Here is a 24636-nt window from a genome sequence, read left to right on the forward strand (position 1 = left end):
CAGGGAGCGGAGAGCGTCACCGGATACACGCCCCGGGCACCCGCCCGCGCACACCCGCACAGTGATCGCTTACACCATCACGTGGGACGCCATCCAAGGTCGAGCAGGGCCGCTTTGTGGTGATCGTCAGTACACCCCTGTGTCAGGACGGAGACTTCCTGGCAGGCGACTTGTGCTTCCTGCTCGTTGAACAACGTGTCACCGTAAGGATCTACCCGGCCGAGCTTGCCCGAGCCATGCCGGTCAAGGGCGCTCAGCGCCCTCGCCAACGCTTCACCGTGCTCGTAAGAGCCCCGCAGCAAGGTGTCCCGGGACGAACCCTTCCGCGTGGGTCGCCCCGAGTGCAGTTCCAGCTCAATCCCCATGACCTCTCCTTCAGCAGCGCCCAACGAAGCATCGCAGAGATCATTTGTCAGACAGCCCTAGGGGAGGGCGATCGCGGTCCTGGAGGCGGACGGGGGAGGGGAGGCAAGGCGCAGGCCGACCTCGACGAGGGTCCACCTGAGGCGGGCACGCAGGGCGCGGGGGAGCCGGGCCGAGACGGCCAGGCGGTAGGCGTCTGCCTCGGTGCGGAGGCCGGCTGACCGCTGCATGGTTCAGCTTGATGGTCCTTCGCTCCAAGGATCGTCGAGCAGTGTTTCGTGGAGGTTCGCCGTGAGCATTTCGTTGATGCAGCTGCGCAACCCGCTGGCGGTGGTGTCGATCCAGGCGAGCCATGGAACTGGCTGGAGCATGCCTTCGTAGGGACGGGTGCCGGGGTCGGTGAGGAGGGCGCGGAGCTCGTTGGGAACGGGATCTGGTACCAGGCACAGCCAAGCCAGGCCGGCTCCGATACGGACCTCGGGCGGCCGCCCGGGATCCGACCACAGGCCCCGGGCCCACCGCGGAGCGTGTTCATCGCGGTGTTCGCGGGCGAGTTGGGCGATCGCCAGGATCAGAGACACCCGGACTACCGGATCCTCTTCCTCCGCCAGCCTGGACCGCAGAGCAGTGGAAAGGTGGGTGACCTCGCCGGTCGATGCTGCCAGGACGTAGGCGGTCATAGAGCGGACCTCGGGGTCGGGGTCGCGGAGCAGCGGCGGCAGAAGGCGCAGGTCGTCTGTGACGGCCTGACGGGCGGCCTGGATTGTCCAGTCCACCGGGCACATCGTGCTGCCCTCGATCATCAACGGCTCCTCAGCGACCTGGAGCAGGCCTTCCCGGGATCCGTCTCCCATGTGCTGACAACGGCCGATCTCGGCGATCAGGCGAAGGGTATCGGCACGCAGTTCGGGGCGCCCGGCTACCGCGATCCGGAGCAGGAACGGTACCGCCAGTGCTCCTGTCGCGGTCGTGCCGCCCTGATGGTGAAGACTCGTCCAGAGCTGCCACAGGGCCTTGTCGGCTGCTTCGGCGTTCCCGGACGCGAGCATGGAGAGCAGGCCTGGGATCTCCTCGCCCGGGCCGTAGAAGTGCGGGAACCGCTGCCAGGGGGCCTCGTCGTACCTGAACTGGTCCTTGACCTCCCGTGGGATCGCGCTGACGGCCGCCCGCACGTCGCAGTCCGTACCGACCCACCGTTCCGGCCAGTCGTCCCGACGGTCGTCGTCCATGGCGCGGCCTTCCAGTCCATCGACACCATCCGAACGCCGGGAGTCTAACGACCGGTGATCAAGAGGCGGACCGCTTCTGCCGCACTCCGGTTGCATCCCACCCCGGCGACGTCGCTCTTCCTGAGCATCTGCAACACTCAAGATCGCCAGCTGCTGCCCAAACTGCTGATCAAATACGCATCCCGGGATGAAACAACGGGAGAAAGCGGCCTCTCAGGCGGAAGGTGGAGCATCCGTGCCGCGAGCCGCTCGATCCGCTCATGCCACGCGTCCCGTGCGGCCTGCGGATCTCCGGTTCCGTCCACGGTGAGGACTACCCGGGCCCCGTGTCCCGTGCCTTCTCCGAACTTCCAGCGCACCAGCTCGCCTGCGGCTGTCCGGTAGGCGAGCACGTCGGGCTCGCTCACCTCGGTCACCCGGCCTTGCTCGTAGGAAGGAGTCGTGAAGCCCCGAGGCGGCTTGGAACCCTCCGACGCTGAGGTGTCACCGGCCAGTTCGCCCCAGACGACGTCGGCCGGGCGCAGCAGCTGACGTTCGAAGCGCACCGTGGTGCCCTGGATCTCCCCGCGGCCCAGATCGAACTGTTCCAGATACGCCTCGTGCAGATCACCCCGGTCGGGGTCGACGTCGACCGGCTCGCGGTCCAGGAGCTGGCCGAGCGCTGTCATGCACAGGTGCCAGCCGGAGGCGAAGCTGGCCCCGCCGAAGCGGTCGGTGAAGGTGTGGGTGAGGGTCAGCAGGGAGCCCTTGCCCTCGGGCGTGATCTCCCAGCGCAGATGGTCCTCACCCCACTCGAAGGCGAACAGGTGCGGTGCGTCGGCGTCGGTCACCCGGCCTGTCATGCCGGGCCCGTCCTCGCCGGGGAAGTGGAAGCCGATTGCGCCACCGGGCTTGAGCTCGACGGTGACCTCGGAGGGAAACCATTGGGCGAGCTGCTTCGGTTCCGTGATGGCCGCCCAGACGGCGGCCGGGGGATGGGCGAGCCTGCGGCGCATGACGAGCGCGGTGCGGCCGTCGCCGGTGGTGAGGGTGTCGGCTTCGGGGTTCATGACGCATTGTCCTTCTGCTGGTCGTCAGGGGCGTGATGGTCGAGGCGGTCGAGGTGGTGTTCAAGACGGTCGAGGCTGGTGGACCACAGATGCCGGTAGTGGGCGAGCCAGGCGTCGAGTTCGGCGAGCGGCTCGGGACGCAGCTCGTACCAGCGGCGCTGCGCGTCCTGTCGTACGCGCACCAGGCCGGCCTCGCGCAGTACTCGCAGATGCTTGGACGTGCCGGGCTGGCTCAGGCCGAGCGCCTCGGTCAGCTCACCGACCAGGCGGGGCCGCTCGACCAGGAGATCCAGGATGCGGCGGCGCTGGGGCTCGGCCAGGACAGCGAACGGTATGGGCATACTTCGAACATAGCCTCTTGGTTATATAGCTGCAACGGCATGTAGGTAGGTCTTTCCGGCGTAGCCCAGCACGAGCCGCACTCCGGGGCACGGGGGCGTGCGCGGGTGGCCCGGGCGGTCACCAGCGGCCTCGCCGAGGCGAGTTGAGGTGGCCCCGGCCTCTGGATATTCGGTGAGGTCGGGGCGTCGTAGTGTGGCCCCGTGGTGCGGCTTGATGTGGGACCGGTGGCGAGTATTGCTCGATCAGGTAGGGGGATGAATTGGTGCAGCAGTGGCCCGAGGGTCCCGCAGCCGATCCGGCGGCAGCACGAGAGCGGTACGACTCCGGCATGAGGGTGGCTCGCGGGGCGGTGCGCGAGGTGTTTCGTGCTGACCTGCCTGCCGCGAACTTCGGTCTGGGGATGGTGATCGTGGTGAGCGTGGTCGCGGGCTTTGCGGCAGGAGCGGCGGTTGGTGCCGGCATCGGAGGAGCGTTTGCCGTGCTGTTCCTCGTGACCCTGCTGGTCATGTTCCTGCGAGGCGTGGGGGAGAGGACGCGCTGCGGCGGGCATACCTCTTCACCTTCGGGTGGGCGAACTGCATCTAGCCACTGCAGCGGGACACGGCGTGTGCTGTCCCTGGGCGACGGTCATCAGTCGAGCCCGGTGGTCTTGGCCTTGGTGCGGGCGAGGCCGTAGGACTCGGTGCCGTCGATGGCCGCGCAAAGCCGGGGATCGGTAAAGGTCTTGGACCAGCTCGGATCCGCAAGAAGTCCCGCGACCTTGTTTCGGTCGAAACGAGGTCGAAAATCGGGCGCCGTCGTCCAGCCGTAGATCACGAGCGTGGTGGCACCTCTTCCCGGGCCGCCCCTGTTGCTGCCGCTTCCAGCTCGTGGCCACCGAGCCGCTGTACTCGGCGACGGCGCCATCTTGCGACGACGGCATCTTCTTCATCTACTGCCCTCCGCGGCGGCCTCCTCTCGTGGAACGTCGAGGAGTCCTTCCTCAGACGATTTTCCGCATCGAGCACGACACGGCCTGGTGCTGCGGCGCCTTGGCGGAGACGAGGTCGTCCAGGAAGAGGGTCTCCAGCTCCTCCTGCCACCGGCCGCGCAGGACGAATGGCGAGGCCTCCATCCGCTCCAGGATGACCAGGGTCTCGGGCTGACCGACCAGCGCGTACCGGCCGTGCGAGGCCGGCCTGCTGCCCGGCCCGTACACACGCAGCAGCTCCTCCAGGCGGTCGCGGTGCGCCTCCACGAACGCCTCCAAGCGTTCGATGTACCCCTGGCGTTCCGCGGGGCGCACCGCGCTCAGCGCAACGTCCAGGAGTCCGCCCCGTCCGGCCAATGGCGCGTCCCCGGCGCGGCCACGGCCGACGGGAAGCGTTCCGCCGCCAGGACATCCCTCGCCGCCAGCGGCGGCACCAAGGCCGGGGCCGGGGCGGGTTCGTCCGCCGTCGCCTCCGGGGCGGGGAAGGCCAGCTGCTGGAGGTGGGCGACCAGCATGGCGCTGGAGGCGGCGCGCCCGCGCCCCGCGTGGGCGGTGGTGTCGGCGATGCGTGACTGTGCGCCGGGGTGGCAGCGGGTGGGTGTCAGCCGGGCTGGGATAGCCTCCCCTGCTCATGCTCCGCGGCCGTTGCGATCATGGCTGCTATCAGGTGACCAGGCCGCTACCGTGAGGCGCGGTCTCCGGGATGGCTGGCTGCCATGAGCGCAGTCACTCACACTGCCACAAGCGGGTGCGGTGCAGGTGGCGCACTGACAAGAAACCGAGAGATCGCACGTCACTGTCATGAAAGCGGCGCTTCTCATGTGACTGCCGGCGTCGGATGGTTCCGGCGGTTCACCGTGCGCCTTGTCCCGGCCTGCGCGCAGCGCCTGTTCGATGCCGGCGGCGCACGAGCCGGCGATCAGTGGCCGTGGCTGGTGTGCGGTTGTAGTGATGCAGGCGGCAGCGGACTTGGACGTCGTCGAGCCGGCTGGTCTGCATTCACGGGCTGTATGAGGGCTGGTGCTGGGTGTTGTCAGGCGTCCTTGTACGCCCAGGCGTGGCCTGTCTGCCGGTATTCCTCCACGGGGATCGGGTCGGTCCCGGTCTTCATGTGGGCGGTGTAGAGCAGGCCGTTGAGGTGGTCGATCTCGTGGTGGATGAGGCGGGCGAGGCCGCGTTCGTACGTGGTGGTGACGGTCTCGCCGGTCAGGGTCGTGGTCTGGACGGTGATGGTCAGGGGGCGGGGGACGAGGCCGCGGACGTCGAAGAAGCTCAGGCAGCCTTCGTACTGTTCGTCGATCTCGTCACAGTGGTCGGTGATCTTCGGGTTGAGCAGGATGACGGCGGGTGTGTTGCCGGGCGGCTGGACGACGGCTGCGGTGCGGCTGATGCCGATCTGCGGGGCGGCGATGCCCATGCCCTTGGCGAAGGGGTGGACCTGGCCGATCCGCTCCATCGCGGCGAACAGTTCGCCGGTGATGCGTTCGGCTTCGTCGCGTTCGGCGGGCAGGGTGAAGGCGCGGGCCGGTTCGGCCAGGATGCCGGCGCCGTGCTGGACGACTCCGAGGTTTCGCATCTGCTGGCTGGGCCGCACTTCGATCACCTGAAGTCCCCTTGTTCCGTGTCATGTTCGGGCCGTGCCCTAAACCTCCACTCAAGACGGTACCGAGCATGGAGGGTGGGCGTGGTCGTGATCCAGGTGAATCGCCTCAGTTCACCGTCGTCGCTGCGGAGGGGCGGGGTGCGCAGGGGTGCGGCTTCGGCGGTCATGGAGGTCTCGGTGCCCCACACGACGGGGTCGAGGGCGGTGGGGAAGGCGAGCTGGACTTCGAGGTGTTCGGTGGGCAGGCGGACGGCCCGCTGGAACCAGTTGCCCCATTTGTCGTCGCCGACGGTGTAGGCGTACTCGATCCACACGGACTCGCCGGGGTAGAGCGGGAAGCGGCCGTGTTCGTTGTCGAACAGCAGCCAGACTTCCTTGAAGGCGTCGCGGTCGTGCTTGGCCTGCCAGCGCATCGCTTCGCCGCGGCAGGTGGCGGTGAGGGCGAGTTCGTCCCAGGTCAGCGGGTGGACTCGGTAGTGGGCGTTGGACCGTTCGGGGTCGCCGGGGTAGCGGTCGACGGAGATACGGATCAGGTAGCGGGTCACCGGTTCGTCGCCGGTGTTCCGCAGCCGCCGTCTCATGGTGAGCCGGTAGGAGTGGCCGTCGTACTGGAGGCGGGCGGCGTCGTGTTCGACGACGAGGGCGGAGCCGGTGGCGTAGGGCTGCTCGTGCCTGCGCTGGGCGGGTGCGGCTGCAGGCTGGCGCCGGGATCTCGTCCGGGCCTGCTCGTAGTCGCACCAGCGCCGCCAGATCGCCTTCCCCGCGTTCAGGTGCTCATCGGCGAGCCGGGCGAATTCCCCGGTGGGCTTGTGACGGCCGGACTCGACGTGGCTGACGTATGACGGGTCGAATCCCATGGCCTGCGCTAACGCCCGTTTGGACATGCCGCGTACTTCCCGCCAGCGGGCCACCTCGGCCGCGAAGTCCTCGGCCGCCTGCTCGACGGTGGTCTCCTCGCTGTGCGCGTCCATCGAAGCCCCGCTCCGCGTCACTTGGTAAGCATGAATGAACCGTGAGTGACCCAAGTTCATCATTCCGTCACGGCGTTCGTCGCCGTTTTCCTTCCCTGAGCGGCCCGGACCGATCCCCGGGCGGATGAGGGAGGCGACGCATCATGCGCGTGCTGTACCTGCTCAACATCTCCAACCCCGACCGGTTGTCTGCGGATTCGGGGTGGATCTTCGCGGATCTGCTGGCCCCGGCCCTGGCGGATTTAGGAGCGGAGGTGACGGTTGCTGCCCCGGCTGCGGCCGGGGATGCCCGCTGCGGTTTCCACCAGACGCAGGTGCCCGGGACGAAGTACAGGGCCCGGTTCTCGGCGGACATCGACGAGTTGGTGGCCCTGATCGGTGCGGAGAAGCCGGCAGTGGTGGTGGCCAACCAGATCGAGGAAGCCCCGGCCGTCCGTACGGCTCTGCTGGAGGCCGGGTCGGATGCGCTGCTGGCCGGGTACTGCCACTACCTGCCGTTCTCGTTCGCCGACGGCGGGCGGATGCTCCTCGACCCGTCTTTGGACGACGCCGGGCTCGGGCGGCCGGTGCTGCTGGCGTTCGCCGCCGGCCTGGCCGCGTGCGACCGGGTGATGGTCCACTCCGCCACGGCCGCTTCCTGGGTGTCGGCCGCCGCCGCTTGGATGACGGTGGACCTGGGCGACCGGTTGCGGGTGGTGCCCGCACCGCGGGACGAGCGTCTGGTCCGCGACCCCGCCACCGTCCGGCCCACGTCCGGCACGGATAGCGCGATCGGTGTCTACAACCACCGGCTGTATGCGCACTACGGCACCGAACAGTTCGTGGACCTGGCCCGCGGCCTCAGCGCCTCCGGCGCCGTGCGGCTACGGGTTATGGACCTGTTCGGGCAGCGCCGGGCCGAGCGGCAGGGCCTGGACGACAGCCCCGAGCAGATGCGCGACAAGCTTGCCGCGCTGCCTCATGTTCAGGTCGTCTCCGACCGTGGCGACCGCGTCCGCTACAAGAACCTGCTGGCTGGCGCCCGCTTCGGCATCGCGCCATTCCGTCCCGGCTGCCCCTGGTCCATGAGCGTCATCGACTGCCAGGGCATGGGCCTGCCGGTCATCTCACCGAAGCTGGGCTGGCTCGCCGAACACATCGACCCCGAACTGTGCTTCACCACCCCGGCCGAAGCCGTCGCCCTGGCCGAACGCCTGGTCACGGACGACGAGTTCCACACCCTCCACGCCAAGCGGGCGCACGCCTCCACCGCTGACTTCACCCCTGCCCTGGTCGCCACCCGCTACATGGAGGCGATCTCGTGACCGGCTTCGACGCCGTCTTCCTCTCCTACGACGAGCCGATGGCCAACTCCTTGCACTCCCGGCTCCAGCGGACGCTCGGCGGCACGGTCAAGCGCCTGCACGGCGTGCACGGGATGCGCCGGGCTTACCGGCTGTGCGCCGAGGTCGTAGAGCGCGAGCAGTTCTTCCTCGCCGACGGAGACTTCGCCATCGACGCCGAATTCGACCCCGCCGCCGTCGAGCCGCTGGACGAGGGCGTCTCCATGCGGGTGTGGCGGGCGGTCAACCCGGTCAACGGCCTGACCTACGGCTACGGCGGGCTGAAGGTGATCCGCCGCAGTGCCCTGCGGGAGATGGGCGACGCAGTGGACGTGCTCGCAGCCCTGCCCGGCCGGATCGAATTCGCCCAGCACACCGCAGGGATCACGCGGTTCAACCAGAGCCCCTTCCACACATGGAAGGCCGGTTTCCGCGAGTGCGCGATGCTCGCCCGCGGCAGCGAGTACGGCATGGCCGGCGACGACGCCCACCAACGTGTCGATGCCTGGATGCTCAGCTGCAGCGGAGAGTTCGCCGCCTACGCTGCCGCCGGGGCCCGGGAGGGGGCCGCCTTCGCCCGACAGGCCGCGCGTGACCCGCAGCAGTTCGATCACCTCAACGACCCCACCTGGTTGCGGAAGAGGTTCACCGCCGCCCACGGGGACCAGGCGGTCTCCGGATGAAGGGCCCGCTCGTGCTCATCGAGCCGTACGCGAACCGCCTGGGCGGGCACCACCAGCGCACGCTGACGGCCCTCGCCCAGGCCCGGTCGGGCAGCCTCGCCATCGCCCCGCACGGGATCGCTCCCGAAGCGGTGCGCGACCTGCGCGAGGCGGGCGCCCGGCTGGTGACGGCACCGGCCGGGCGCCTCGCCGCCCTGCTGCTGGCCATCTCCCGGCTGGCGGCCGGGCTCTCCGCGGCGGGCCAGCATGCGTTCCGGTCAGGCCCCTGGCCTCGCTGCGTGCGCAGGCTTCCGCACCAGGTCACCCTCATCGCCCGCTGCCTGGCTGAGGCGTCCGCGCTGCGTACCGCCCGCCAGCTGCAGACCGGCGCGGACGCGGTGGTGATCCTGACCGCGAGCGAAGCCCTGCACGGGGCCGCCGCCCTCCTCGGCAGACAGCCGCACCTGCGGTTCGTCCACGAGGCGGTCACGACCGAGGACACGGTCGTGCGGCTGCTGGGCCGACTTGCCCGCCGGGGCGAGCAACGGGTGATCGCCGTGTATCCGACCCAAGCTGTCAGCGATCAGTTCGCCGCTGCCTTCGCCGATCTGCCCTCAGTGGTGGGTGCCTTCGCCGTCGACGACGGCCGCCGCCTGAGTGCCGCTGAGCGCGACGGCGGCCGGGCCACGTTCGATATCCCCGCCGCCGAGACCGCCGTCTGCCTGGTCGGCGGCTGGTGGCCCTACAAGGACATCACTGTCGTCGACGCCGCCCTGGCCCGGCTGAAGAAGCCCTTGCACCTGGTCGTCACCGGCTCCCCGCTCGACGAATCTGTCCTTGAGCGGTGGCGGTCCCTGCCCGGCTTGCGGGTGCACACCGTGCCCGGCCCGGTCAGCGACGCCGTGCTGCGGCTCGTGTATGCCGCCTCCGACGCCGCCCTCGTCACCCGCCGCCCCCGGACCGGCAAGGAATCCGGACTCGTCATGGACGCCGCCCGCCTCGGCGTTCCCTTGATCGTCTCCGACCATGACACCGCCCTCACCTCTCGCCTGCACGGCCAGCCCTGGGCCCTGACGTTCGCCGCCGGCGATGCGGACGCCCTCGCAGACGCCCTGCGCACTGTCATCCGCCAGCCGCCCGAGCCTCCCGGTCCCCAGGCTCCGGGCCTGCTCGGGATGCGGACGGCTGCCGAGCAGGCCGACTTCCTCACCCGTACCTTCGCCCCTCTGCGCACGAAGGAGTCCTGAATGCTGAGCGCCCCTCCCGCGCTGATAGCCGTCGTCGGTCCCATCGAGCCGCCCCTTCTGGCCGCCTGGGTCCGCCACTACCGGTGGATGGGCATCGAGCGATTCCTGATTGCCTTCCACTTCCCCGACCATGTCCCCGACACACAGCGCCACGAACTCCACTCCGTCTGCCGGGAACTGGGCATCATCCCCAACGGCACATCCGCCGGTCCGTGGCACGAGCACACCAACACTCAACTCAGAGACGCACTGCGGCACCGCGCCGGCCCCGGCTGGCACCTGCTCGCCGACGCCGACGAGTTCCAGCAGTACCCCGCCCCCCTGAACAAGGTGATCGTCCAGGCAGAGAAGTCCGGAAACCGCGTGGTGGGCGGCCTGATGCTCGACCGCGTCGCCGCCAGCGGACGCATCAACGGCTGGAGACCCGAAGGCGGCCTCGATCTCGCCTATCCTCTCGGCGGCCACCTCACCCACCGGCTCCTGCACGGCGACCCGAGAAAGATCGTCCTCGCCCGCCACGACGCCACCGTCTCTTCCGGCAACCACCGCTCTGCGGACCACCGGCCGGACGCGGACCACATCTGCGCGGTTCACCATTTCAAGTGGCGCTCAGGAGTCCTGGACGACCTCCGCCGACGAGTCCAGCACTTCGCCTCCGGCACCTGGCAGGAACACACACCGGCCGTCCGCGAAGAGGCCAGCCGCCTGCTGACCCACGTCGCCCGACACGGCGGCGTGATCAACACCAGCGACCCGAGGTTCGCCTTCCGACGGGTGAGCCTGGACCGGATGCCCTCCAGCTGGCCTTCCGAAGCCCGCAGCATCTTCACCACCTGGCGTCCACACGCCCACCGCAGCCAGGATTGACCCACCACACTCTCACTCCCAGGCACCCTGTCGAAAAAGGATGACCACATGCCCCTCGCCGTACTCCTAGTCGGTCTCACCGGCTCCGGGAAGACCACCGTCGCCCGGGCCCTGGCCGATCGCGGCTACCTCCGACTGTCCGTGGACGAGGAGGTCCACCGCCTCCACGGCCGGTACGGCGTGGACTACCCCGAGCACACCTACTTCGAGCGTGAACGCCCCGTGGTCGAAGCAGTCCGGGACCGGTTCATCAAGGAAGTCGAAGCGGGGAACAGCGTCGTCCTGGACCACGGCCTGTGGCGCCGTGCCGAGCGTGACGCCTGGCGGCAGGCCGCCCGCGAAGCCGGCGGCCTGCCCGTTGTGGTCTTCCTCCCCGCCGACCGCGATGAGCTGCTACGGCGCCTGGCCGAGCGCAACGCACGCCAGGACGCCAACGCCCTGACCGTCTCCCCCGAAGCCCTGGACGACTTCTTCGCCCGCTTCGACCCACCGGCCGACGACGAGGACGTCATCGTCTACACCGGAGACGTGGACGTACTCCTTACAGCACTCACCGAGGCCCGCAAGCGATAAGGCGAGGTCCTCGGTCGGGTGCCGTCACCTGCACGACCCGAAGGGGACCGTGCAGCTGCGGGCGGCGGGCAGGCGACGGACGTGGCCGACCCCCGCCCGCAGGGCTGCGGCTGAGCAGCCATTGCGCAACCCTGCGCAGCCCTGTGACCAGCATTGGTCGGGCCCGTGGTTGGCAGTAGGCGCGCCCGTCGTCAGGGGTGCGCAAGCCCGTGGTCGGGCTCATGGCCGGGGTCTGCAGCAGCCAGCAGCCCCTGCGTACCCCTCCGAGGCAGTCACTGCGCAGTGACTGCGCAGCCCAACGCGCCGGTGCGCAATATGCGGCGCCCCGGGTTCGGTGGAGACTCGATTCCGTGAAAGGATTGAGTCATGGCACGCCCCTCCTCCTACCCTGCTGAGCTGCGCAAACGAGCGGTCCGTATGGTCGCCGAAGTCCGTGGTGACTACCCGAACGAGTCGGCCGCGTTGCGGGCGGTCGCGCAGAAGCTCGGCATCGGCTCCGCCGAGACGCTGCGCAACTGGGTCAGGCGGGACGAGGTCGACTCCGGGCAGCGTCCGGGGACGACCACGGAGGAATCCGCGGCAATGAAGGCGCTCAAGAAAGAGAACGCCGAGCTGAAGCGGGCCAACGAGATCCTCAAGGCTGCGGCGTCTTTCTTCGCGGCCGAGCTCGACCGGCCACACACACGCTCGTAGCGTTCATCGACGAGCACAAGGACCGCTTCGGCGGCGTCGAGCCGATCTGCCGTGTGCTGACCACATACGACTGCAAGATCGCCCCCTCCACCTACTACGCCCACCACAAACGCCAGACCGCACCCGCGGCCCGCACCGTCCGCGACGCCGAGCTGAAAACCCTGATCACTCAGACGTTCGAGGCCAACTACCGCGTCTACGGCGCGAGGAAGATCTGGCGGCACCTGAACCGGCAGAACGTGCCGGTAGCCCGCTGCACCGTCGAACGCCTCATGCGCGACCTCGGCATCACCGGAGCGGTCCGCGGCAAAAAGGTGATCACCACGATCCCCAATACGAGTGCTCAGCGGGCCCCGGACCTGGTGGACCGTGACTTCGTCGCCCCGGCCCCGAACCGCTGCTGGGTCGCCGACTTCACCCACGTCACCACATTCGCCGGCGTCGTCTACATCGCCTTCGTCGTGGACACCTTCTCCCGCCGAGGGCTGGCGCGACCTTCCCACCGGGCAGATCCGAGAGCTGCGGCGACACAAGAACCTGACGGCCCATCTGGAAAGCCTGGTCGGCTACCTGGCACCCGGCCCGGTGCGGGAACGACTCGTGACCTGGACCGCAACCCGACCGCTCCTGCCCTGACCGGCCCTCCGGCAATCAGATCGCTCCAACTGAGTTCGCAAGGCGAGGTTTCAGCAGAGGCGGTCGAAGATCAGAACGGAACCGACAGACCGGAGTCGCGCAGGCGGGCCAGAGCAACGGACATGCACTGCTGAACAGTCCTCCCATCGGCTCGCATCCCATGCGCCAACGGCCCGCCGCTGGCAGTGAACGTCCACGCCGGCGCGTTGTCAGCCAGTCTCCCGGCGTCCATCCTGATCATGGCATTCACACCCTGCTCGCCCAGCCACTCCAAGATCAGAAGCGTCACGTCCTCGACGCCACGTTCCTCATCGATCTTCGGCCAACGACCTCGGTCCCCAGTCATCACTCCGACTCTATCGAGGCCTCGGAGGTGGTCCAGGGGTCCAACCGGCAAGTTCAGAGAAGCCTGCATCCGTTGCCCGGTCCTCCAGGTCAACCCCAGGATGTTGTCGGGGCTCGACGAGCTGGAGAAGGACCCGATGCTGCGGCGTGAGCGGGCCGAACTCGAAGGATGGCTGGGAGATCGAGGGCGTCGACAAGACGCTGGCCTTCCTTCGGGCCAAGCGCATCGAGGCCGAAAGGATCGTGCAGCGAACCGCGGTGCGCCTCGGCCTGCCTCACGGCCGTCGCCGCCAGGGCTGATCAGACTGTCACCGAAGGATGATGCTCACGCCCTGTTCTTCGAGGGTTTCCAGGAGCAGGTCGAACAGCGCGGTTTCGCGTTCTCCGGAGGGCACACGCTCTTGCAGCCGTGCTTTGGCCTGGGCTGAGGAATCCCAGTGCACGGTGAACGGCGTGGTGGCACCCCAACCCCCTCTGAGGCAGTCGTTGAGAGCATCGAGGTTCCAGCCGAAGTATCCGCCGGGGCCGTTGATGGCTTCGCCGATCGCGCAGTAGAAGCTGTCGCTGTCAACGATGTGCCGGCCGTCCAAGGTGAACACCTGGCCTGCAGGAGCGTTGGCCTTTCCCTGGCGTTGGTACTCCTGGGACCACAGTGTCACCGACAGCCATGCTCGTCTGTTCTCAGGGGCGAGCTCGTGCCACATGCCGGTGCGGTCCAGATGACCCGTGCGGATCAGGTCCCATACTTGTTCCGCTCCGGCCACGGCGTTCTCGCACCACAGCGTCATCGTGAGGTCGACGAGGCCGGCCCTGCAGGCGGAGGGCTTGACGTCAATGACGGTGACCTCATTGACGAAGTAGGACCCCATGGTGGCACCGTCACCGTCGAGGAGCTCGAACCAGGCATTCCCCGCCACGGCGCGACGACTGCCGATGCGGCTCACGCTCTTCAGTAGGCCGCCCTGCGGGATGCAGCCCGTGAGGTGCACTCGGCGTGTTCCCTCTTCGTCCGGCAGTGGCGTGAACAACCCCTCGGCCTCGTGAGCAAAGGCCCAGAAGTCAGCGTCGTCCTCATCCGAGGTCAGGGCGTACTTCTGCCCCTCACCGCCCGGCCCTGATGTTCGTATTGCAGCCCCCATGGGAGCGCTGATCCTACCGGCGCCCCGTTGACCTGGCACGCGGCCGCCAGCAGGTCCCCGGGGCGTGGAGATCGGCTTGGGAGTCCCCCTCGGTCTCGGACAGGCCGAGCGGGAGCGCGAGGGCGAGTTCGCCGGCGCCCCATTCGTATTGCTGCGGCCGCGCGTCGGGGACGATCGCCTTCTCGCGCTGGTTGACGGTGCGGAACGTGTCGAGGACCCGCTCGAGCTGCCGGAGGGCCGGGCCTGGTCAGGGACGGCGTGCAGGGCGACCGCAGGCGCCATGGGGGTGCCGCTGATGCTGTGGTGGCGGACGGTCGATTCCATGACACAAGAGTGTGCCTTGTCCGGCGGACAGTGCCGTCGGTGAGGGGGAAGACCAGCCGCATACCGAAGACGGCGATGAGGACGCTTTGAACGATCAAGGAAATGCGGGGGTTCGTCTGCAGCCGAACCCCCTGGAGGCCGACGTCAGTGGGTGCTCATCCACCAGACGACGGCGGTGATCATGAGACTGCCGGCGGCCGTACCGGCGCCGTGGGCGACGCCCAGGGCGAAGCGGCGGGAGACTGCCGCCACGGCGCGCTTAGAGCGGCCCTGGTCAGCGTCCGCAGTGCCGCGGGCTGCCGCCTGTCCTTCGTCGGCAGGCGTCACGTTCGGATCCATTGCCCTCCCCATTCCCCTATTGGGTGAAGATCGCACTTTGCGCGAATTTTGCAACGAAGTCTAGGCGGATGCCCTGAAGGGCCCGTGGCCTGAGATCAGTTGAGGAGTCCGCGGCGGCGGGGCGCGTTGATCGGCCCGGGCTCGTACACAGCGAGCAGGGCAGCGTCGGCGCGGTCGGGGGACTTCATGCCGCGCTGCTTCATCTTCTTCTTCGACTCGACGACGCTGTATCCGGCCGAGTTGGAGCCCAGGCGTGCGGTGGACAGCGTGGTCAACGAGAAGCCTCCGAAGAACGACGAAGGCCCCCGGCGACTACCGGGGCCCTGTGACAGCGCAAAAAGGGTCCCCGCTCCTCGAATCCGGGGCATCCTGGCAGCGCAACGGCGGTCTCTGCTCTCCAGCCAATGAGCCGGACCGAAGAGTTCGAATCCTTGAGCGGACCGAAGCGGGAGACAAGAGTGACCGGGGGAGTAGCCGGTGCTCGGGGAGGTCTGCAGCAGGATCGGCCACCAGGCATCCACAAACCGGACGAGCTATGCCCTGGCACACCGCTGTGCAGACGTGAGTGGCAGCACGCCGCGTTCGCGGGCGGCGACGACGGTGGCCCGGCGCCACTTCTTGCGTGCTCCGCCGCGGCTGCCTGCCCGCCTCTCCAGGGTCTCCAGTTCGGCAAGTTCGGGGATGCGCCCCTGGGAGAGAGCGCTGGAGAACGAAGCGACACTGCCGTAGGCGAACGGACTGGCGACCTCAGCCGTACCGAGCAGCTCGTCGGGATCCCCGTCGACGGACACCGCGGGCAGGGCGCCGGCCGGGCCGGAGCTACCAGATGCCGTTGACATGCCGTCACTCCATCCACGGCTTCCGCGGTTCTGGCCGACGCAAGGTGAGCCCGTGCCCCTGGGGCTTGCCCGGGTCTACTCGGCGGGGCGACGGAAGCGGCTGGCGAGCGGGGTGCGCACGTCCGGTACGGTCAACGCGGCGGTGTTCGCGCCGGCCTGTTGGGCAGCAGCCATCACGGTGCCGATGTCGCCCGTGGCCAGTGTCTCGGCGGGGCACTGCCGGCACTCTCCTTCCGGCTCGTGCCCTGGCTGAGCGGCAATGAGCGCCCGGACGTGGCTGAAGGCGTCCAGAGCCCGGTCGACCCGCACCGCGTACCATGTCCCCCGCTGCTCCTGAGGGGAGATGGCGGCCGCGACCTGGGGATGCACGGGCAGGTCTACCCGCCCGTCCACAGCACGGACGAGGACGACCTGGTCGAGGTAGTCACACCGGTCGGGCTTGGGCCGGTTCGCGTCCAGCCAGTCAACGGCCTCAGTGCGGGTTCCCGGCCCCCACAGATACTCGGACGGGAAGACGGTTGCCGCGGCGCGGGCGTCGAACTCCATCAGGCCCGGGTCGTCCACCAGGGCACGGACCAAGAGGTAGGTCAGCGGCTCCTCGTCTTGCGCCGAAGCCAGATGCTCGGCCAGGCCGGCGAGGATCGTGTGCCCGCTCTCGCTCCAGCCGATAGCGACGATGTCCCGCTCCAGCGGCGCCGGGTACAGCCGTCCGCCCGGCGTAGGCTGCCCCCACAGGTGGTTGATGAGCTCGGCGAGGTCAGACAGGGTGCGGGCGGCCTCCACCGGCGAGTTCAGATGGTAGGAGCCGTGCGCGACCATGTTGCGCAGCTCCCCCTGGACCGGCTCCAGGCTCCGGTTGCGCTGCCCGCGTACCAGACCTTCGCGGCGCGCCCACCGCAGCAGCCCGCCGAGCATCCCGTTGAAGCGCTCCCAGTCCCCGGCAGCACCCATCCGGATCTCGGCGCCTCGCACGTCCCGGAATTGCTGGTAGAAGGCCGAGTAGCTGGTCATGGCGACCTGGTGTTCCCGGCCCCGGCGGTCGCGCACGTCGACGGTGCGGTTCTGGTAGTAAGCCACGAAGCGGTCCCGCAGGGCCTGCTCGAAGGTGAGACGGGTCGCGTCCTCGACGAGGGTGAAGAGCTCGTAGCACAGCACCCCGTGGCTGAACCCGGCCCGCAGCTGCTCGAACTTGTTCCGCGTTGATTCGGCGACCTCGTCCGCCAGCTCCAGCCGGGCGATCACCCGCTGCTGGTACTCCGCTGAGTCCTCCGCGTGCATCCGGCCGAGGCCCCAGGGGGTGAAGTGCAGCGTCCGCTCGTCGACCGCCTGCAACTGCTCGAGCGTCTTGATCTCCATACTGGGCCGTGCCTGCCTTCCTGATACGGCATTCAGTGAACCGGCCAGGATTGGCCCAAGACCCCGGATGCTGCAACCGAATTGCCCCTGAGCTCGACACCCACACCAGCCGACCCCCACTGAAGGCTGCCCGAGCACTCAGCCGTGGTAGCGCGCCGGCGGCCTTACAGCTCGCTCCATGCTCGTGGTGTGCCGCCGGTGAGGGGTGTCCATACGGGTTGGGTGGGGCCGTGTTGTTCGAGGTCTTCGAGTACGGCGGCTCCCAGCGGGGTTTCGCGGGCGAGTGCCGCGACGAGGGGGTGCTGGGCGGTCATGCCCGCGCCAGTGCGTGTCCTGGCCCGGAGTGGGTTCCAGCGTCGCGGCGATGACCTTCTCGACCTGGTTGAGCAGGATGGACGGCGGCCGCCGCGGCCGGGGCTCGTCAGCCAGCCTTCGATGCCGTGGGTGACGTTACGGGTACGGTCGCACCCTCCTCCTCGGCGTCCATGCAGCTTGCGGCGATACCGTCGGGATCGGCTAGCTGGCGGACGCGTTCCAGGTGTTCCTGAATGTCCAGGCAGGAGGCGAGCTCAGCTTGGAGTTGGGCAACTCCTCTCCGCATGGCCATGTCCATCTCCGCTGTGTATTTCACTTCGGGAGTGGGTGTGGTCATTCCAGGATCCCTTCCTCTGTGATCAGGCGGGCCAACGTTGCCCTGCCGCGATGCAGGTTCTGGCGAATGCGCTCGACCGGGACACCCAGGGCCTGGGCAGTCTCGGCTGGTGAGCAGCCGTCGTAGGCGAAGGCGAGGGCGATGCGCTGCTGTTCGGGAAGACGTTCGAGCAGGCGGAGGACCTGCGCATGGCCGAGCACGTGCTCGTCGCTCCCAGGAACCCCGATGTCATCGGTGACGTCAGCAGTCAGCTCCATAGGTTTGTCCTTGGCGATGATGTTGGCCCACATCCGGTGTGCCACTCGTCTCAACCACCCAAGGCGCTCGCTGACCTGAGTCCAATTACGGGCGAGTTCGACGAATGCCATTTGTACGGCGTCCTCAGCATCCTGGCGTCGTGCACCACCGGTGATGAGGAAGCCCACTAGTCTGGAAAAGTGAGAGGCGAACAGGTCTGCGAAGTCCTGTTCGAACGTGACAGCGACCAGGTCGTACTCGTTGATCGCCGTCTGCAGCAGGTGTTCCCAGTTGGCCACACCTGGCTGCCGGCGCAGCAGATGCCGCCGCTCGCGTGCTGTGAGACCGCCCCAGATTCCGTACGGCTCCACGTCGCTGAGGGCGTATCCAAGACAGGGCACCCGCACGACGCAGGTGCGGCAGATCGCTTTGGCGCGTGCCTCCACGACCAAGGACGGCGAGCCTCCTGCGAAGAACGATTCGCTCGGGACGGTGCTGCACAGCGCCTGCTCCTGCCAGTCCAAGTCGGCCATGGTCACGTGCGTGTCCCTTCCTGTGGGGTCGGAGCCCCGATGCAGATCGTGATTCCATGTTCGTCCTGCTTCACCTGGCTCCCGGGAGGCAAATGCCTCATTCCGGCCCGCCATGTCTCCTGCTTCTGCCTGTCCATCTGCGCCCTGCTCCGTACACGCATCCAGACGATCAGCACAGTGCACAGATTGCCTGCGATCAGGGCAACGGCGGCGAGTGCAGCGTCAGTCATGGCTACCCCATCCGAGATCCAGAAGTATGTGTCACAGGGCAGTGCTCTACAGGAGTGCTGATCGTGACGTCGACCGAAGGGAAACGTCACGGTTCACTCGTGTGGGTGAGCGGTGAGTGTCGCCGATTCGCAGGTGCAGCCGTCACCCCCGCAACGCGGCAGCCCGCCCTGGTTGTTGGGCCCCGGATGGCGGTGAGCGCGCGGTATCAGGAACGCTGTCAGCCGTTTGGTCGTGGCGGACTCCGTTTGCAGTCCAGCCTCTTGAACTGCGCCGTCTGCTGGTGGTTGCCGGGGCTTCCCCGGACTGCGTACTCGCGGCACCTGCTCAAGTCCCCTGGTGAACAGGCGCACACTGGCGCTCCAGGGGCTGCCCGCCAGCCGCGCCGCCGCCCTCAGGCCGTTCGGTCAAGCCCCGGCTTGCCGACGCTGGAAGGGTCAACCGTCAGGCGCAGGCTCTGGCCCGCGTCTCCGGACCGGTGTGTGTGAGCGCCTGCGGCAGCCTGCGCTTCCGCCTTGGCGGGCCGGCCAGGAGGGTCCTGCTGGCCAGCCAAGGCGTGTGTCCAGGGTGGTGGCGGGGCCGAGCGCGCTGTTCGGACGGCACGCTGGCATCGGTCATGGGGAGTGGCAGGCAGCCTGCCGAGGGTGCGCCCTCATGCTGTCCGAATCAGTCATTCCGCAGTTGGTTGCGGAGCGCATCGAGAGTGAGGCCTTCCTGTGTGCGCCACAGTGTCCAACCGTTGATGGGGCTCCCCGTGACGGCGATTGCCGCCTTTGACGGCGATTTGTAGGGGGTGGAATGGCCTTCGACGATCAGGTTGCCCTCGGCCGTCACGGTGGCCGTGGCCTGTCGGCCCGCCCGGCGTTGCTGGAACGACAGCACGTCCCCCGCGTGAAGGAGTTCGCGGAGGAGCAGCTCGGCCAGTGGGCCTTGCGGAGCTACAGCCTGGCTGGCACTCGGATTCGCATTGGATGATGCGCTATGCGGCGCGGTGTCGATGGACAGGGTGATGTGGATGGTCTCGTCCGGCGCGGCGGTGGTCAGCCTGTCCAAGATGTATCGGTCGAAGTGAAAGCTCACAGTGGGCACTTGGGCTCCTCTCGGTGACTCGGCCATTGTATCTGCTAACAACTCTTGATTGATAGTCATTAGCAGAATGAATCTGTTGGGTTGGGCGAAGAAGTGGAAGAAGTCAAAGGCGTTGTCGGCGGACCGACCGCAGCGCTTCGGTCGGTAGTCGGGGCCGTTGTCAGTGCCCACTCGTACCATCTGGACACGAGTGAGTTGTGGAACGGACGTGAAAAATGGTGTCTCCTGGACCGGGACCGTGGGCAATTGAGGACGTCGCGATTGCCCGGAGCGATCAGGATCTGTTCGATCATCATTCGGTGGCCGAGCAGCTCTCCCGGACGATCCGGCACACGACCGGGTCGTTGGCAGTGGGGCTCATCGGGCCGTTCGGCAGTGGCAAGTCCTCAGTGGTGCAGCTTCTGACGAACGAACTGGCAGTGAATGGTGACTGGGCGGTCCTGCATGTGAGCGCCGAGCACCACACCGGCGTCGCGCGGGCACGTGCCCTGCTGTACGCCTTGCTGGAGGCGGCACACCACAAGAAACTGATCGACGACGACACCTATGCCGCGGAGCGCTCGAGCCTTGAGGGCAGCAGGCAGCGCACACTGCCCCGGGCAAGTCCGCAATCGGGCATGCCGGGCAAGCCCACCTGGCGGCGCTACTTGCGCGCAGCGGGCGCGGGCGCGGGCTGGGTCCTGGCGATGCTCGTGCTCTTGTGGCTGCTGGGCGTTAGCGCGGTGGCCGTTGTTCAGGCGCTGGGGGCCGGACGACACCTGTCGGCCTGGACCTGGTTCGCGCCCGAGGGCGCGACATCACTGACCGGCGTGCTGGTCAGCGCGGCCGCCATCGCGGCCATCCTGGCGGCCGGCCGGGAAGGGGCGCTGCAGTCACTGAAGGCATACGAGATCACCGTCAGTAGCCCTCGGCCGGAATCCACGGACGAGTTCGAGCAGTCCTTCGCACGCCTGTTGAACTACGTCAAACGACGCCTTGTGATCGCCGTCGACGACATCGACCGGCTGGCAGCCTCGGACGTTCTCGATGCGCTCGCCACAGTCCGCAGCTTTCTGCTGACGGGAACCCAGCACCGGCACAAGCCGGTGTTCCTGCTCTCCTGCGATGAGGACATCGTGCGTGAGGCGATCGTCGGCGTCCGCCCCGGCCTCGCCCATCGTCCCGCAGCCGGCCCGTACACCACCGAGCCCGACGTCGATCGGGACCCCGCACAGGCGCAACCGATGCCGGCCTCGGTGCGCAAGGCAACCGAAGAAGCCGCACAAGAGTACCTCAACAAACTGTTCACCCTCCGCCTGGTCCTGCCCGCCCACTACGACGCGGACCTGCGGGACTACGCAGAAGAACGGCTCCTGGGCGCCACACCGCACCACCCTGTCGTGGAGGAACTCGGCGGACCCACTCAGACCCGGACGCTGCTGGAGGTGCTTATCCACCGCCAGGTACGCGATCCCCGCCACGTTCTCCGGCTCCTCAACTCCTTCTTCAGCGACTACCAGCTCGCCCGCCGACGTGAACTACCGGTAGGCGCCCGCCCTGCACGCATTTCCCCTGGCGAAGCCACAAACCACCCCATCGAACTCGCGCGACTCACTGTCCTCAGGCACGACTTCCGAGACCTGTACGACGACGTCTACGCCGAGCACCGCCTGCTGCATCTCCTGGACGACGCCCTTCTGGGAGGACAGGAAGCCCTCGCCGATCCTCTCCTTGCCCCCTACACCACGCCCGGCAGACGGATCGACCCGGAGCGTCGTCCCGGCCTGGCCTACCTGAAAGCCACAGCCGCCCGCGCCCGGACCCAGCGTCCGTCCCACCTTGGACCGCTGATCACTCTGGGATCTTCCCGCGCCAGCCGTCTCCTCGGCAGCCAGATGGCCACCGAGATCGAACACGGACTCATCCAGCGCAACGGAGCCGTGCTGGCCGACCGCCTCACCGAACAAGGACAACGTGTCAGAGTCCTGGAAGCCGCCACCGCGACACTGGAAGCCGCACGCGTGGGGCAGGACCTCGACAACGCGGTCGCTGCCGCCCTCGAGGCCGTCGGATCTTCGGTGCGTCTCCTTGCCGACGGCACGAACGAAGACGAACAGCACGCCGTGCACGCGCTGACAGACTGCATCATCCGCCAGCACGACCGTCTCACCCTGCCCGTACCCAGCTATGTGCTTGTTCCCCTGCTCGAACTGACCGTCCCCGCCCATGTGCAGCGCCTGCGGCAGATCCTGCAGCGCGTCCCCGCGGACGCACCCGAGGCCCGGACCTGGGCTGCCACACTCCTCGACCTACCGGCAGGCGAACACACCGAATACCTGGCACCCTCCCTGGACGCCTACTTCGACGCCCTCGCCAGCGACGGTGCCGGCCAGGATCTGGACTTCTGGGGGAACCGCAGCAGCCAGTCCAACGCCACCACGTGGCCACCATCCGCCTTCGGCGCTCTGCTGATCATGGGAGCAGTCCAGGACAAAGCCGACGCCGTCCGCCAAGCCGGCACGCTGATCGCCCGACGCAGCGATGACCGTGCATGGGACCCCGCCGTCCTGCTGGCTCTGCTGGAGTGCCTGTCCTCCAGCCCTTCCGTCCGGCACGAAGCGGTTCAGATCCTCTGCCACGCCCCCAAGCCCTCCGTGGACTGGGGCACCGGAGTCGAAGACAGTGACACCACGCTGCTGGCCACCCAGATCATCCAGGCTGTGGCACGTGCTCTGCGCAACGAGGACGACACAGAGCCGATGTCCGAAGCCGTAGAGCTCCTGACCCGTTGGCTCCCCGCAGCCCAGCAACTACCCGAGGCCAGGCACGCCACCGCAGCCATCGCGGACGCTGCCGCCGTCGCAGCCACCGTCCGCGAGGACCTGACCGCCGCCGCGGGTGCCATCCTTGAACAACTCCCTGAAGAGCAGGCCGCATCCTGTGCCACCACCATGTCTGCAGCACTAGCCGACTACCGCGATCCCGAGGACACCGTAGGAACCGCTCTAAGCAACGTGCTGATCGAATACGTCCGCCGCAGCGAGACCTCGACAGCAGAAGCCACCCAACAAGCTGTCGCCACGTGCCTTGCCGCGCTGACCACGGACGTGGAAGCCATCTCTCCCGCCGGACAGTTTGCCCGCAGCAACCTGCCCAAGGTCCTGACCACCGCGAGCGGCATCGACATGACAGCGTCCTTGATCCAACGACTGTCCGGTGCCCTCGCTCCTGACCCCGACCGCGCACAGCAACTCCTGCTCAGCCTGCATGTCCTGCTACACGATCCCCAAGCGCGCGACGCTCACCTCCCCACCGCCCTACGCCAGGCCCAGCAGCTCATGCATACCGCCCACCCCCACCTCGCGCTGGACTTCGCCGCCCCCTACATCGCCACACCCGCCGTCGACGTGCACTGGCTGAATTGGTTCGCCTCGTACTGGGGCAATCTTTCCCCAAGTACGCGCAACCTCGCCGTCGCCGCAGCCACACGTCCGGAACTGAGCAACGTGCCGACACTGCGCGACCACCTGGTTCAACATCTGCTTCAAACCGAAGCCAGCGAACCCTGGCAGTACGCCGACGCCCTGTGGCCTCATGTCAACGCGGACCAGCAAAGTAGCCTGCTTGCCCACGCCGACGCCCGCTGCCCAGCACTAGCCCAGAGCGCCACCCACGCCGACGAGCAAAAGCTGAGCGCCGCGCTGGTCAGCGCTGGCGAACACATCAGCCCCCTTCTCGACCTGATCCAGGATGCCCCCGCCTTCGACGAAGCAGTTGTGCTGTACCTCAACAACCGACTGGCACAACCGGAGTGGACCCCGCAGATGGCCAACGCGGCCATTGCACTCGTACACGAGCCCGGTGTGATCTGGAAACATGTCCTGTCCGTCATGGCCGAGGACCAGAGCACCGCCACCCGAGCGGCAGCACTTGTTGCCGCTCTGATCGAGCATCACCCGAACACGGCACCCGACGATCTCGTGGCTACCTTGACCCCCACGCTGCGCGCAGCCGAAACCACGCTCGCCCGGGCGATCGGCACCGCCCTGCGCCCCGTCCCCCAAACAGCGCGGAAACTTCGCAGAGCTATGGAAGGCCACAGCAACAGCTCCGCCCAACGGGCACGCAACGCTGCATTCAAGGAAGCCAGCGATATCTGAGAGCACTTCGTCGAGGCCGCAGCGCAGCGCTCTGGAGCGTGTCTGGAAGATCGTGTAAGTCCGTGATGTGGAAGCCTGGCTCGGGGCTCGGCCTCGGGCTCTCGGGCCGGGTGGATCGGACGAGTCATGGCAGACAAAGACGAAGCGGCCGCATCTGTTGGCGGCGGCGAGTTGGTCGGCGAGGTCGTCGAGCGGCTGCTCGACAAGGCTGACGCCTCTGGGGCGGCCCTGCTCGGTGAGGGCGGGCTGCTGACGGAGATCACCCGGGCCGTGCTGGAGCGGGCCCTGGAAGCCGAGATGAGCGAACACCTCGGCTACGAACGCGGAGACCGGGCGGGTTACGGGTCGGGGAACTCCCGCAACGGGACCTCGCCCAAGACGGTGCTGACCGACGCAGGAGCGGTCACTTTGGCGGTGCCGCGGGATCGCAATGGCGAGTTCGAACCGTGCCTGGTGCCGAAGAACGCGCGTCGGCTGGCCGGGGAGGGTTTGGGGCTGCGCCGGGAGGATCTGCATCTGCTGGCCTCGTCCCGGGTGCTGGGCTGCGGCACCGATGGCCCGCATCTCCACGTCCGCCGCCGCGGCGACAACCCCAACGGCGCGTTGGCCAAGTCCCGCCGCCCGTGCATCGTGCCGGTCACCGCCGATCTGGTCGCGCTCTACACCGACCACCAGCACGAACGCGACACCGCAGGTACGACCGCCGACAGGGAGATGGTCTTCGTCAATCTGTTCCGCCCGCCGGTGGGTGTGAGCGGGCGGTGGGTGGCCGCACGTGGGCGTCAGCCGGGATGAACCGGTTCTTCCTGCTCATGCAACGTGGTGGTTGTGATCATGGCTGTCACGGGGTGACCGCACTGCTGTCGTGAAGTGCCGTCTGTGGGGTGGC

The 24636-nt window shown here is 68.0% G+C and carries 26 protein-coding genes and 2 pseudogenes; 10 read left to right on the top strand and 18 right to left on the bottom strand.

All coding sequences use genetic code 11. The features are described from left to right. Positions 1 to 77: 77 nt before the first annotated feature. The 10 genes from AB0E07_RS38050 to AB0E07_RS38095 form a co-directional block, all read right to left on the bottom strand. Positions 78 to 365 (bottom strand): hypothetical protein, encoded by a 288-nt coding sequence (locus AB0E07_RS38050; RefSeq protein WP_362262511.1) that lies wholly within the window; start codon positions 363 to 365, stop codon positions 78 to 80. A gap of 57 nt (positions 366 to 422) precedes the next feature. Further along, positions 423 to 593 carry a hypothetical protein gene (locus AB0E07_RS38055; protein WP_362262514.1) on the bottom strand — a complete coding sequence of 57 codons (171 nt, stop codon included), beginning with the start codon at positions 591 to 593 and terminating at the stop codon, positions 423 to 425. A 3-nt stretch (positions 594 to 596) separates the two neighbouring features. After that, positions 597 to 1592, bottom strand: a complete 996-nt coding sequence (locus AB0E07_RS38060; protein WP_362262517.1) for a hypothetical protein — start codon at positions 1590 to 1592, stop codon at positions 597 to 599. A 137-nt stretch (positions 1593 to 1729) separates the two neighbouring features. Next, positions 1730 to 2641 carry an SRPBCC family protein gene (locus AB0E07_RS38065; RefSeq protein ID WP_362262519.1) on the bottom strand — a complete coding sequence of 304 codons (912 nt, stop codon included), beginning with the start codon at positions 2639 to 2641 and terminating at the stop codon, positions 1730 to 1732. Continuing rightward, complete coding sequence (locus AB0E07_RS38070; RefSeq protein ID WP_362262522.1) at positions 2638 to 2982, bottom strand: metalloregulator ArsR/SmtB family transcription factor; 345 nt, start codon at positions 2980 to 2982, stop codon at positions 2638 to 2640. Before AB0E07_RS38070 ends, AB0E07_RS38065 begins: the two co-directional genes overlap by 4 nt. Before the next feature lie 631 nt (positions 2983 to 3613). Then, positions 3614 to 3799, bottom strand: coding sequence for a hypothetical protein (locus tag AB0E07_RS38075; RefSeq protein ID WP_362262525.1), 186 nt, complete (start codon positions 3797 to 3799; stop codon positions 3614 to 3616). Positions 3800 to 3965: 166 nt separating this feature from the next. Further along, entirely contained in the window at positions 3966 to 4268 is a 303-nt protein-coding gene (locus AB0E07_RS38080) for a hypothetical protein (RefSeq protein ID WP_362262528.1), read from the bottom strand. 5 nt (positions 4269 to 4273) lie between these two features. Continuing rightward, a complete protein-coding gene (locus tag AB0E07_RS38085) occupies positions 4274 to 4468 on the bottom strand; it encodes a hypothetical protein (RefSeq protein ID WP_362262531.1) in 195 nt (64 codons plus the stop codon). Positions 4469 to 4986: 518 nt separating this feature from the next. Next, positions 4987 to 5556 (bottom strand): peptide deformylase, encoded by a 570-nt coding sequence (locus AB0E07_RS38090; protein ID WP_362262534.1) that lies wholly within the window; start codon positions 5554 to 5556, stop codon positions 4987 to 4989. Beyond that, entirely contained in the window at positions 5553 to 6527 is a 975-nt protein-coding gene (locus AB0E07_RS38095) for a helix-turn-helix domain-containing protein (protein ID WP_362262537.1), read from the bottom strand. Before AB0E07_RS38095 ends, AB0E07_RS38090 begins: the two co-directional genes overlap by 4 nt. Before the next feature lie 143 nt (positions 6528 to 6670). Here AB0E07_RS38095 and AB0E07_RS38100 point away from each other — a divergent pair, with 143 nt between their 5' ends. The 8 genes from AB0E07_RS38100 (at position 6671) to AB0E07_RS38135 (ending at position 13172) form a co-directional block, all read left to right on the top strand. Next, on the top strand, positions 6671 to 7831 hold the full coding sequence (locus tag AB0E07_RS38100) for a glycosyltransferase family 1 protein (RefSeq protein WP_362262539.1): 1161 nt from the start codon (positions 6671 to 6673) through the stop codon (positions 7829 to 7831). Next, positions 7828 to 8532: a hypothetical protein gene (locus tag AB0E07_RS38105; protein ID WP_362262541.1), complete on the top strand. Its 705-nt coding sequence runs from the start codon at positions 7828 to 7830 to the stop codon at positions 8530 to 8532. The genes AB0E07_RS38100 and AB0E07_RS38105 overlap by 4 nt, the downstream gene beginning before the upstream one ends. Further along, entirely contained in the window at positions 8529 to 9758 is a 1230-nt protein-coding gene (locus AB0E07_RS38110; RefSeq protein WP_362262544.1) for a glycosyltransferase, read from the top strand. Before AB0E07_RS38105 ends, AB0E07_RS38110 begins: the two co-directional genes overlap by 4 nt. Beyond that, positions 9759 to 10625, top strand: a complete 867-nt coding sequence (locus AB0E07_RS38115) for a glycosyltransferase family 2 protein (protein WP_362262547.1) — start codon at positions 9759 to 9761, stop codon at positions 10623 to 10625. A 48-nt stretch (positions 10626 to 10673) separates the two neighbouring features. Continuing rightward, entirely contained in the window at positions 10674 to 11198 is a 525-nt protein-coding gene (locus AB0E07_RS38120; protein WP_362262550.1) for an ATP-binding protein, read from the top strand. Positions 11199 to 11564: 366 nt separating this feature from the next. Then, positions 11565 to 11891: a transposase gene (locus tag AB0E07_RS38125; protein WP_362262553.1), complete on the top strand. Its 327-nt coding sequence runs from the start codon at positions 11565 to 11567 to the stop codon at positions 11889 to 11891. Between the two features lie 53 nt (positions 11892 to 11944). Beyond that, positions 11945 to 12661 carry an IS3 family transposase gene (locus AB0E07_RS38130; protein ID WP_362262556.1) on the top strand — a complete coding sequence of 239 codons (717 nt, stop codon included), beginning with the start codon at positions 11945 to 11947 and terminating at the stop codon, positions 12659 to 12661. Between the two features lie 358 nt (positions 12662 to 13019). Continuing rightward, positions 13020 to 13172, top strand: a complete 153-nt coding sequence (locus tag AB0E07_RS38135; RefSeq protein ID WP_362262558.1) for a hypothetical protein — start codon at positions 13020 to 13022, stop codon at positions 13170 to 13172. Positions 13173 to 13180: 8 nt separating this feature from the next. Here the strand turns inward: AB0E07_RS38135 and AB0E07_RS38140 are convergent, their stop codons facing one another. The 8 genes and pseudogenes from AB0E07_RS38140 to AB0E07_RS38175 all read right to left on the bottom strand — a co-directional run bounded on the left by AB0E07_RS38140 (position 13181) and on the right by AB0E07_RS38175 (position 19608). Then, positions 13181 to 14011 (bottom strand): barstar family protein, encoded by an 831-nt coding sequence (locus AB0E07_RS38140; protein WP_362262561.1) that lies wholly within the window; start codon positions 14009 to 14011, stop codon positions 13181 to 13183. 758 nt (positions 14012 to 14769) lie between these two features. Further along, positions 14770 to 14949 (bottom strand): hypothetical protein, encoded by a 180-nt coding sequence (locus AB0E07_RS38145; RefSeq protein WP_362262564.1) that lies wholly within the window; start codon positions 14947 to 14949, stop codon positions 14770 to 14772. 258 nt (positions 14950 to 15207) lie between these two features. Then, positions 15208 to 15513 carry a hypothetical protein gene (locus AB0E07_RS38150; RefSeq protein ID WP_362262567.1) on the bottom strand — a complete coding sequence of 102 codons (306 nt, stop codon included), beginning with the start codon at positions 15511 to 15513 and terminating at the stop codon, positions 15208 to 15210. Between the two features lie 75 nt (positions 15514 to 15588). Continuing rightward, positions 15589 to 16869 carry a hypothetical protein gene (locus AB0E07_RS38155; RefSeq protein ID WP_362262570.1) on the bottom strand — a complete coding sequence of 427 codons (1281 nt, stop codon included), beginning with the start codon at positions 16867 to 16869 and terminating at the stop codon, positions 15589 to 15591. A gap of 164 nt (positions 16870 to 17033) precedes the next feature. Beyond that, positions 17034 to 17183, bottom strand: a pseudogene (locus AB0E07_RS38160) (hypothetical protein); the annotation flags it as partial. Positions 17184 to 17290: 107 nt separating this feature from the next. Further along, complete coding sequence (locus tag AB0E07_RS38165) at positions 17291 to 17521, bottom strand: hypothetical protein (protein WP_362262573.1); 231 nt, start codon at positions 17519 to 17521, stop codon at positions 17291 to 17293. After that, a complete protein-coding gene (locus tag AB0E07_RS38170) occupies positions 17518 to 18291 on the bottom strand; it encodes a sigma-70 family RNA polymerase sigma factor (RefSeq protein WP_362262596.1) in 774 nt (257 codons plus the stop codon). Before AB0E07_RS38170 ends, AB0E07_RS38165 begins: the two co-directional genes overlap by 4 nt. Before the next feature lie 894 nt (positions 18292 to 19185). After that, complete coding sequence (locus AB0E07_RS38175) at positions 19186 to 19608, bottom strand: DUF4357 domain-containing protein (RefSeq protein WP_362262576.1); 423 nt, start codon at positions 19606 to 19608, stop codon at positions 19186 to 19188. A 299-nt stretch (positions 19609 to 19907) separates the two neighbouring features. Between AB0E07_RS38175 and AB0E07_RS38180 the strand changes: the two genes are divergently transcribed. After that, a complete protein-coding gene (locus AB0E07_RS38180) occupies positions 19908 to 23747 on the top strand; it encodes a P-loop NTPase fold protein (RefSeq protein WP_362262580.1) in 3840 nt (1279 codons plus the stop codon). Between the two features lie 126 nt (positions 23748 to 23873). Further along, positions 23874 to 24224 (top strand): annotated as a pseudogene (locus tag AB0E07_RS38185) (transposase); the annotation flags it as partial. Between the last annotated feature and the right edge of the window lie 412 nt (positions 24225 to 24636).

Origin of the sequence: Streptomyces sp. NPDC048002 (assembly GCF_040653275.1) — a bacterium.
Classification (GTDB): Bacteria; Actinomycetota; Actinomycetes; order Streptomycetales; family Streptomycetaceae; genus Streptomyces.

Coding starts and splice junctions, on each gene's coding strand:
- AB0E07_RS38115 (WP_362262547.1), top strand. CDS start 9,759: ATGCTGAGCGCCCCTCCCGCGCTGATAGCCGTCGTCGGTCCCATCGAG.
- AB0E07_RS38140 (WP_362262561.1), bottom strand. CDS start 14,011: ATGGGGGCTGCAATACGAACATCAGGGCCGGGCGGTGAGGGGCAGAAG.
- AB0E07_RS38065 (WP_362262519.1), bottom strand. CDS start 2,641: ATGAACCCCGAAGCCGACACCCTCACCACCGGCGACGGCCGCACCGCG.
- AB0E07_RS38085 (WP_362262531.1), bottom strand. CDS start 4,468: ATGCTGGTCGCCCACCTCCAGCAGCTGGCCTTCCCCGCCCCGGAGGCG.
- AB0E07_RS38150 (WP_362262567.1), bottom strand. CDS start 15,513: ATGTCAACGGCATCTGGTAGCTCCGGCCCGGCCGGCGCCCTGCCCGCG.
- AB0E07_RS38050 (WP_362262511.1), bottom strand. CDS start 365: ATGGGGATTGAGCTGGAACTGCACTCGGGGCGACCCACGCGGAAGGGT.
- AB0E07_RS38125 (WP_362262553.1), top strand. CDS start 11,565: ATGGCACGCCCCTCCTCCTACCCTGCTGAGCTGCGCAAACGAGCGGTC.
- AB0E07_RS38055 (WP_362262514.1), bottom strand. CDS start 593: ATGCAGCGGTCAGCCGGCCTCCGCACCGAGGCAGACGCCTACCGCCTG.
- AB0E07_RS38170 (WP_362262596.1), bottom strand. CDS start 18,291: ATGGCCGACTTGGACTGGCAGGAGCAGGCGCTGTGCAGCACCGTCCCG.
- AB0E07_RS38120 (WP_362262550.1), top strand. CDS start 10,674: ATGCCCCTCGCCGTACTCCTAGTCGGTCTCACCGGCTCCGGGAAGACC.
- AB0E07_RS38165 (WP_362262573.1), bottom strand. CDS start 17,521: ATGACCACACCCACTCCCGAAGTGAAATACACAGCGGAGATGGACATG.
- AB0E07_RS38110 (WP_362262544.1), top strand. CDS start 8,529: ATGAAGGGCCCGCTCGTGCTCATCGAGCCGTACGCGAACCGCCTGGGC.
- AB0E07_RS38155 (WP_362262570.1), bottom strand. CDS start 16,869: ATGGAGATCAAGACGCTCGAGCAGTTGCAGGCGGTCGACGAGCGGACG.
- AB0E07_RS38060 (WP_362262517.1), bottom strand. CDS start 1,592: ATGGACGACGACCGTCGGGACGACTGGCCGGAACGGTGGGTCGGTACG.
- AB0E07_RS38070 (WP_362262522.1), bottom strand. CDS start 2,982: ATGCCCATACCGTTCGCTGTCCTGGCCGAGCCCCAGCGCCGCCGCATC.
- AB0E07_RS38100 (WP_362262539.1), top strand. CDS start 6,671: ATGCGCGTGCTGTACCTGCTCAACATCTCCAACCCCGACCGGTTGTCT.
- AB0E07_RS38095 (WP_362262537.1), bottom strand. CDS start 6,527: ATGGACGCGCACAGCGAGGAGACCACCGTCGAGCAGGCGGCCGAGGAC.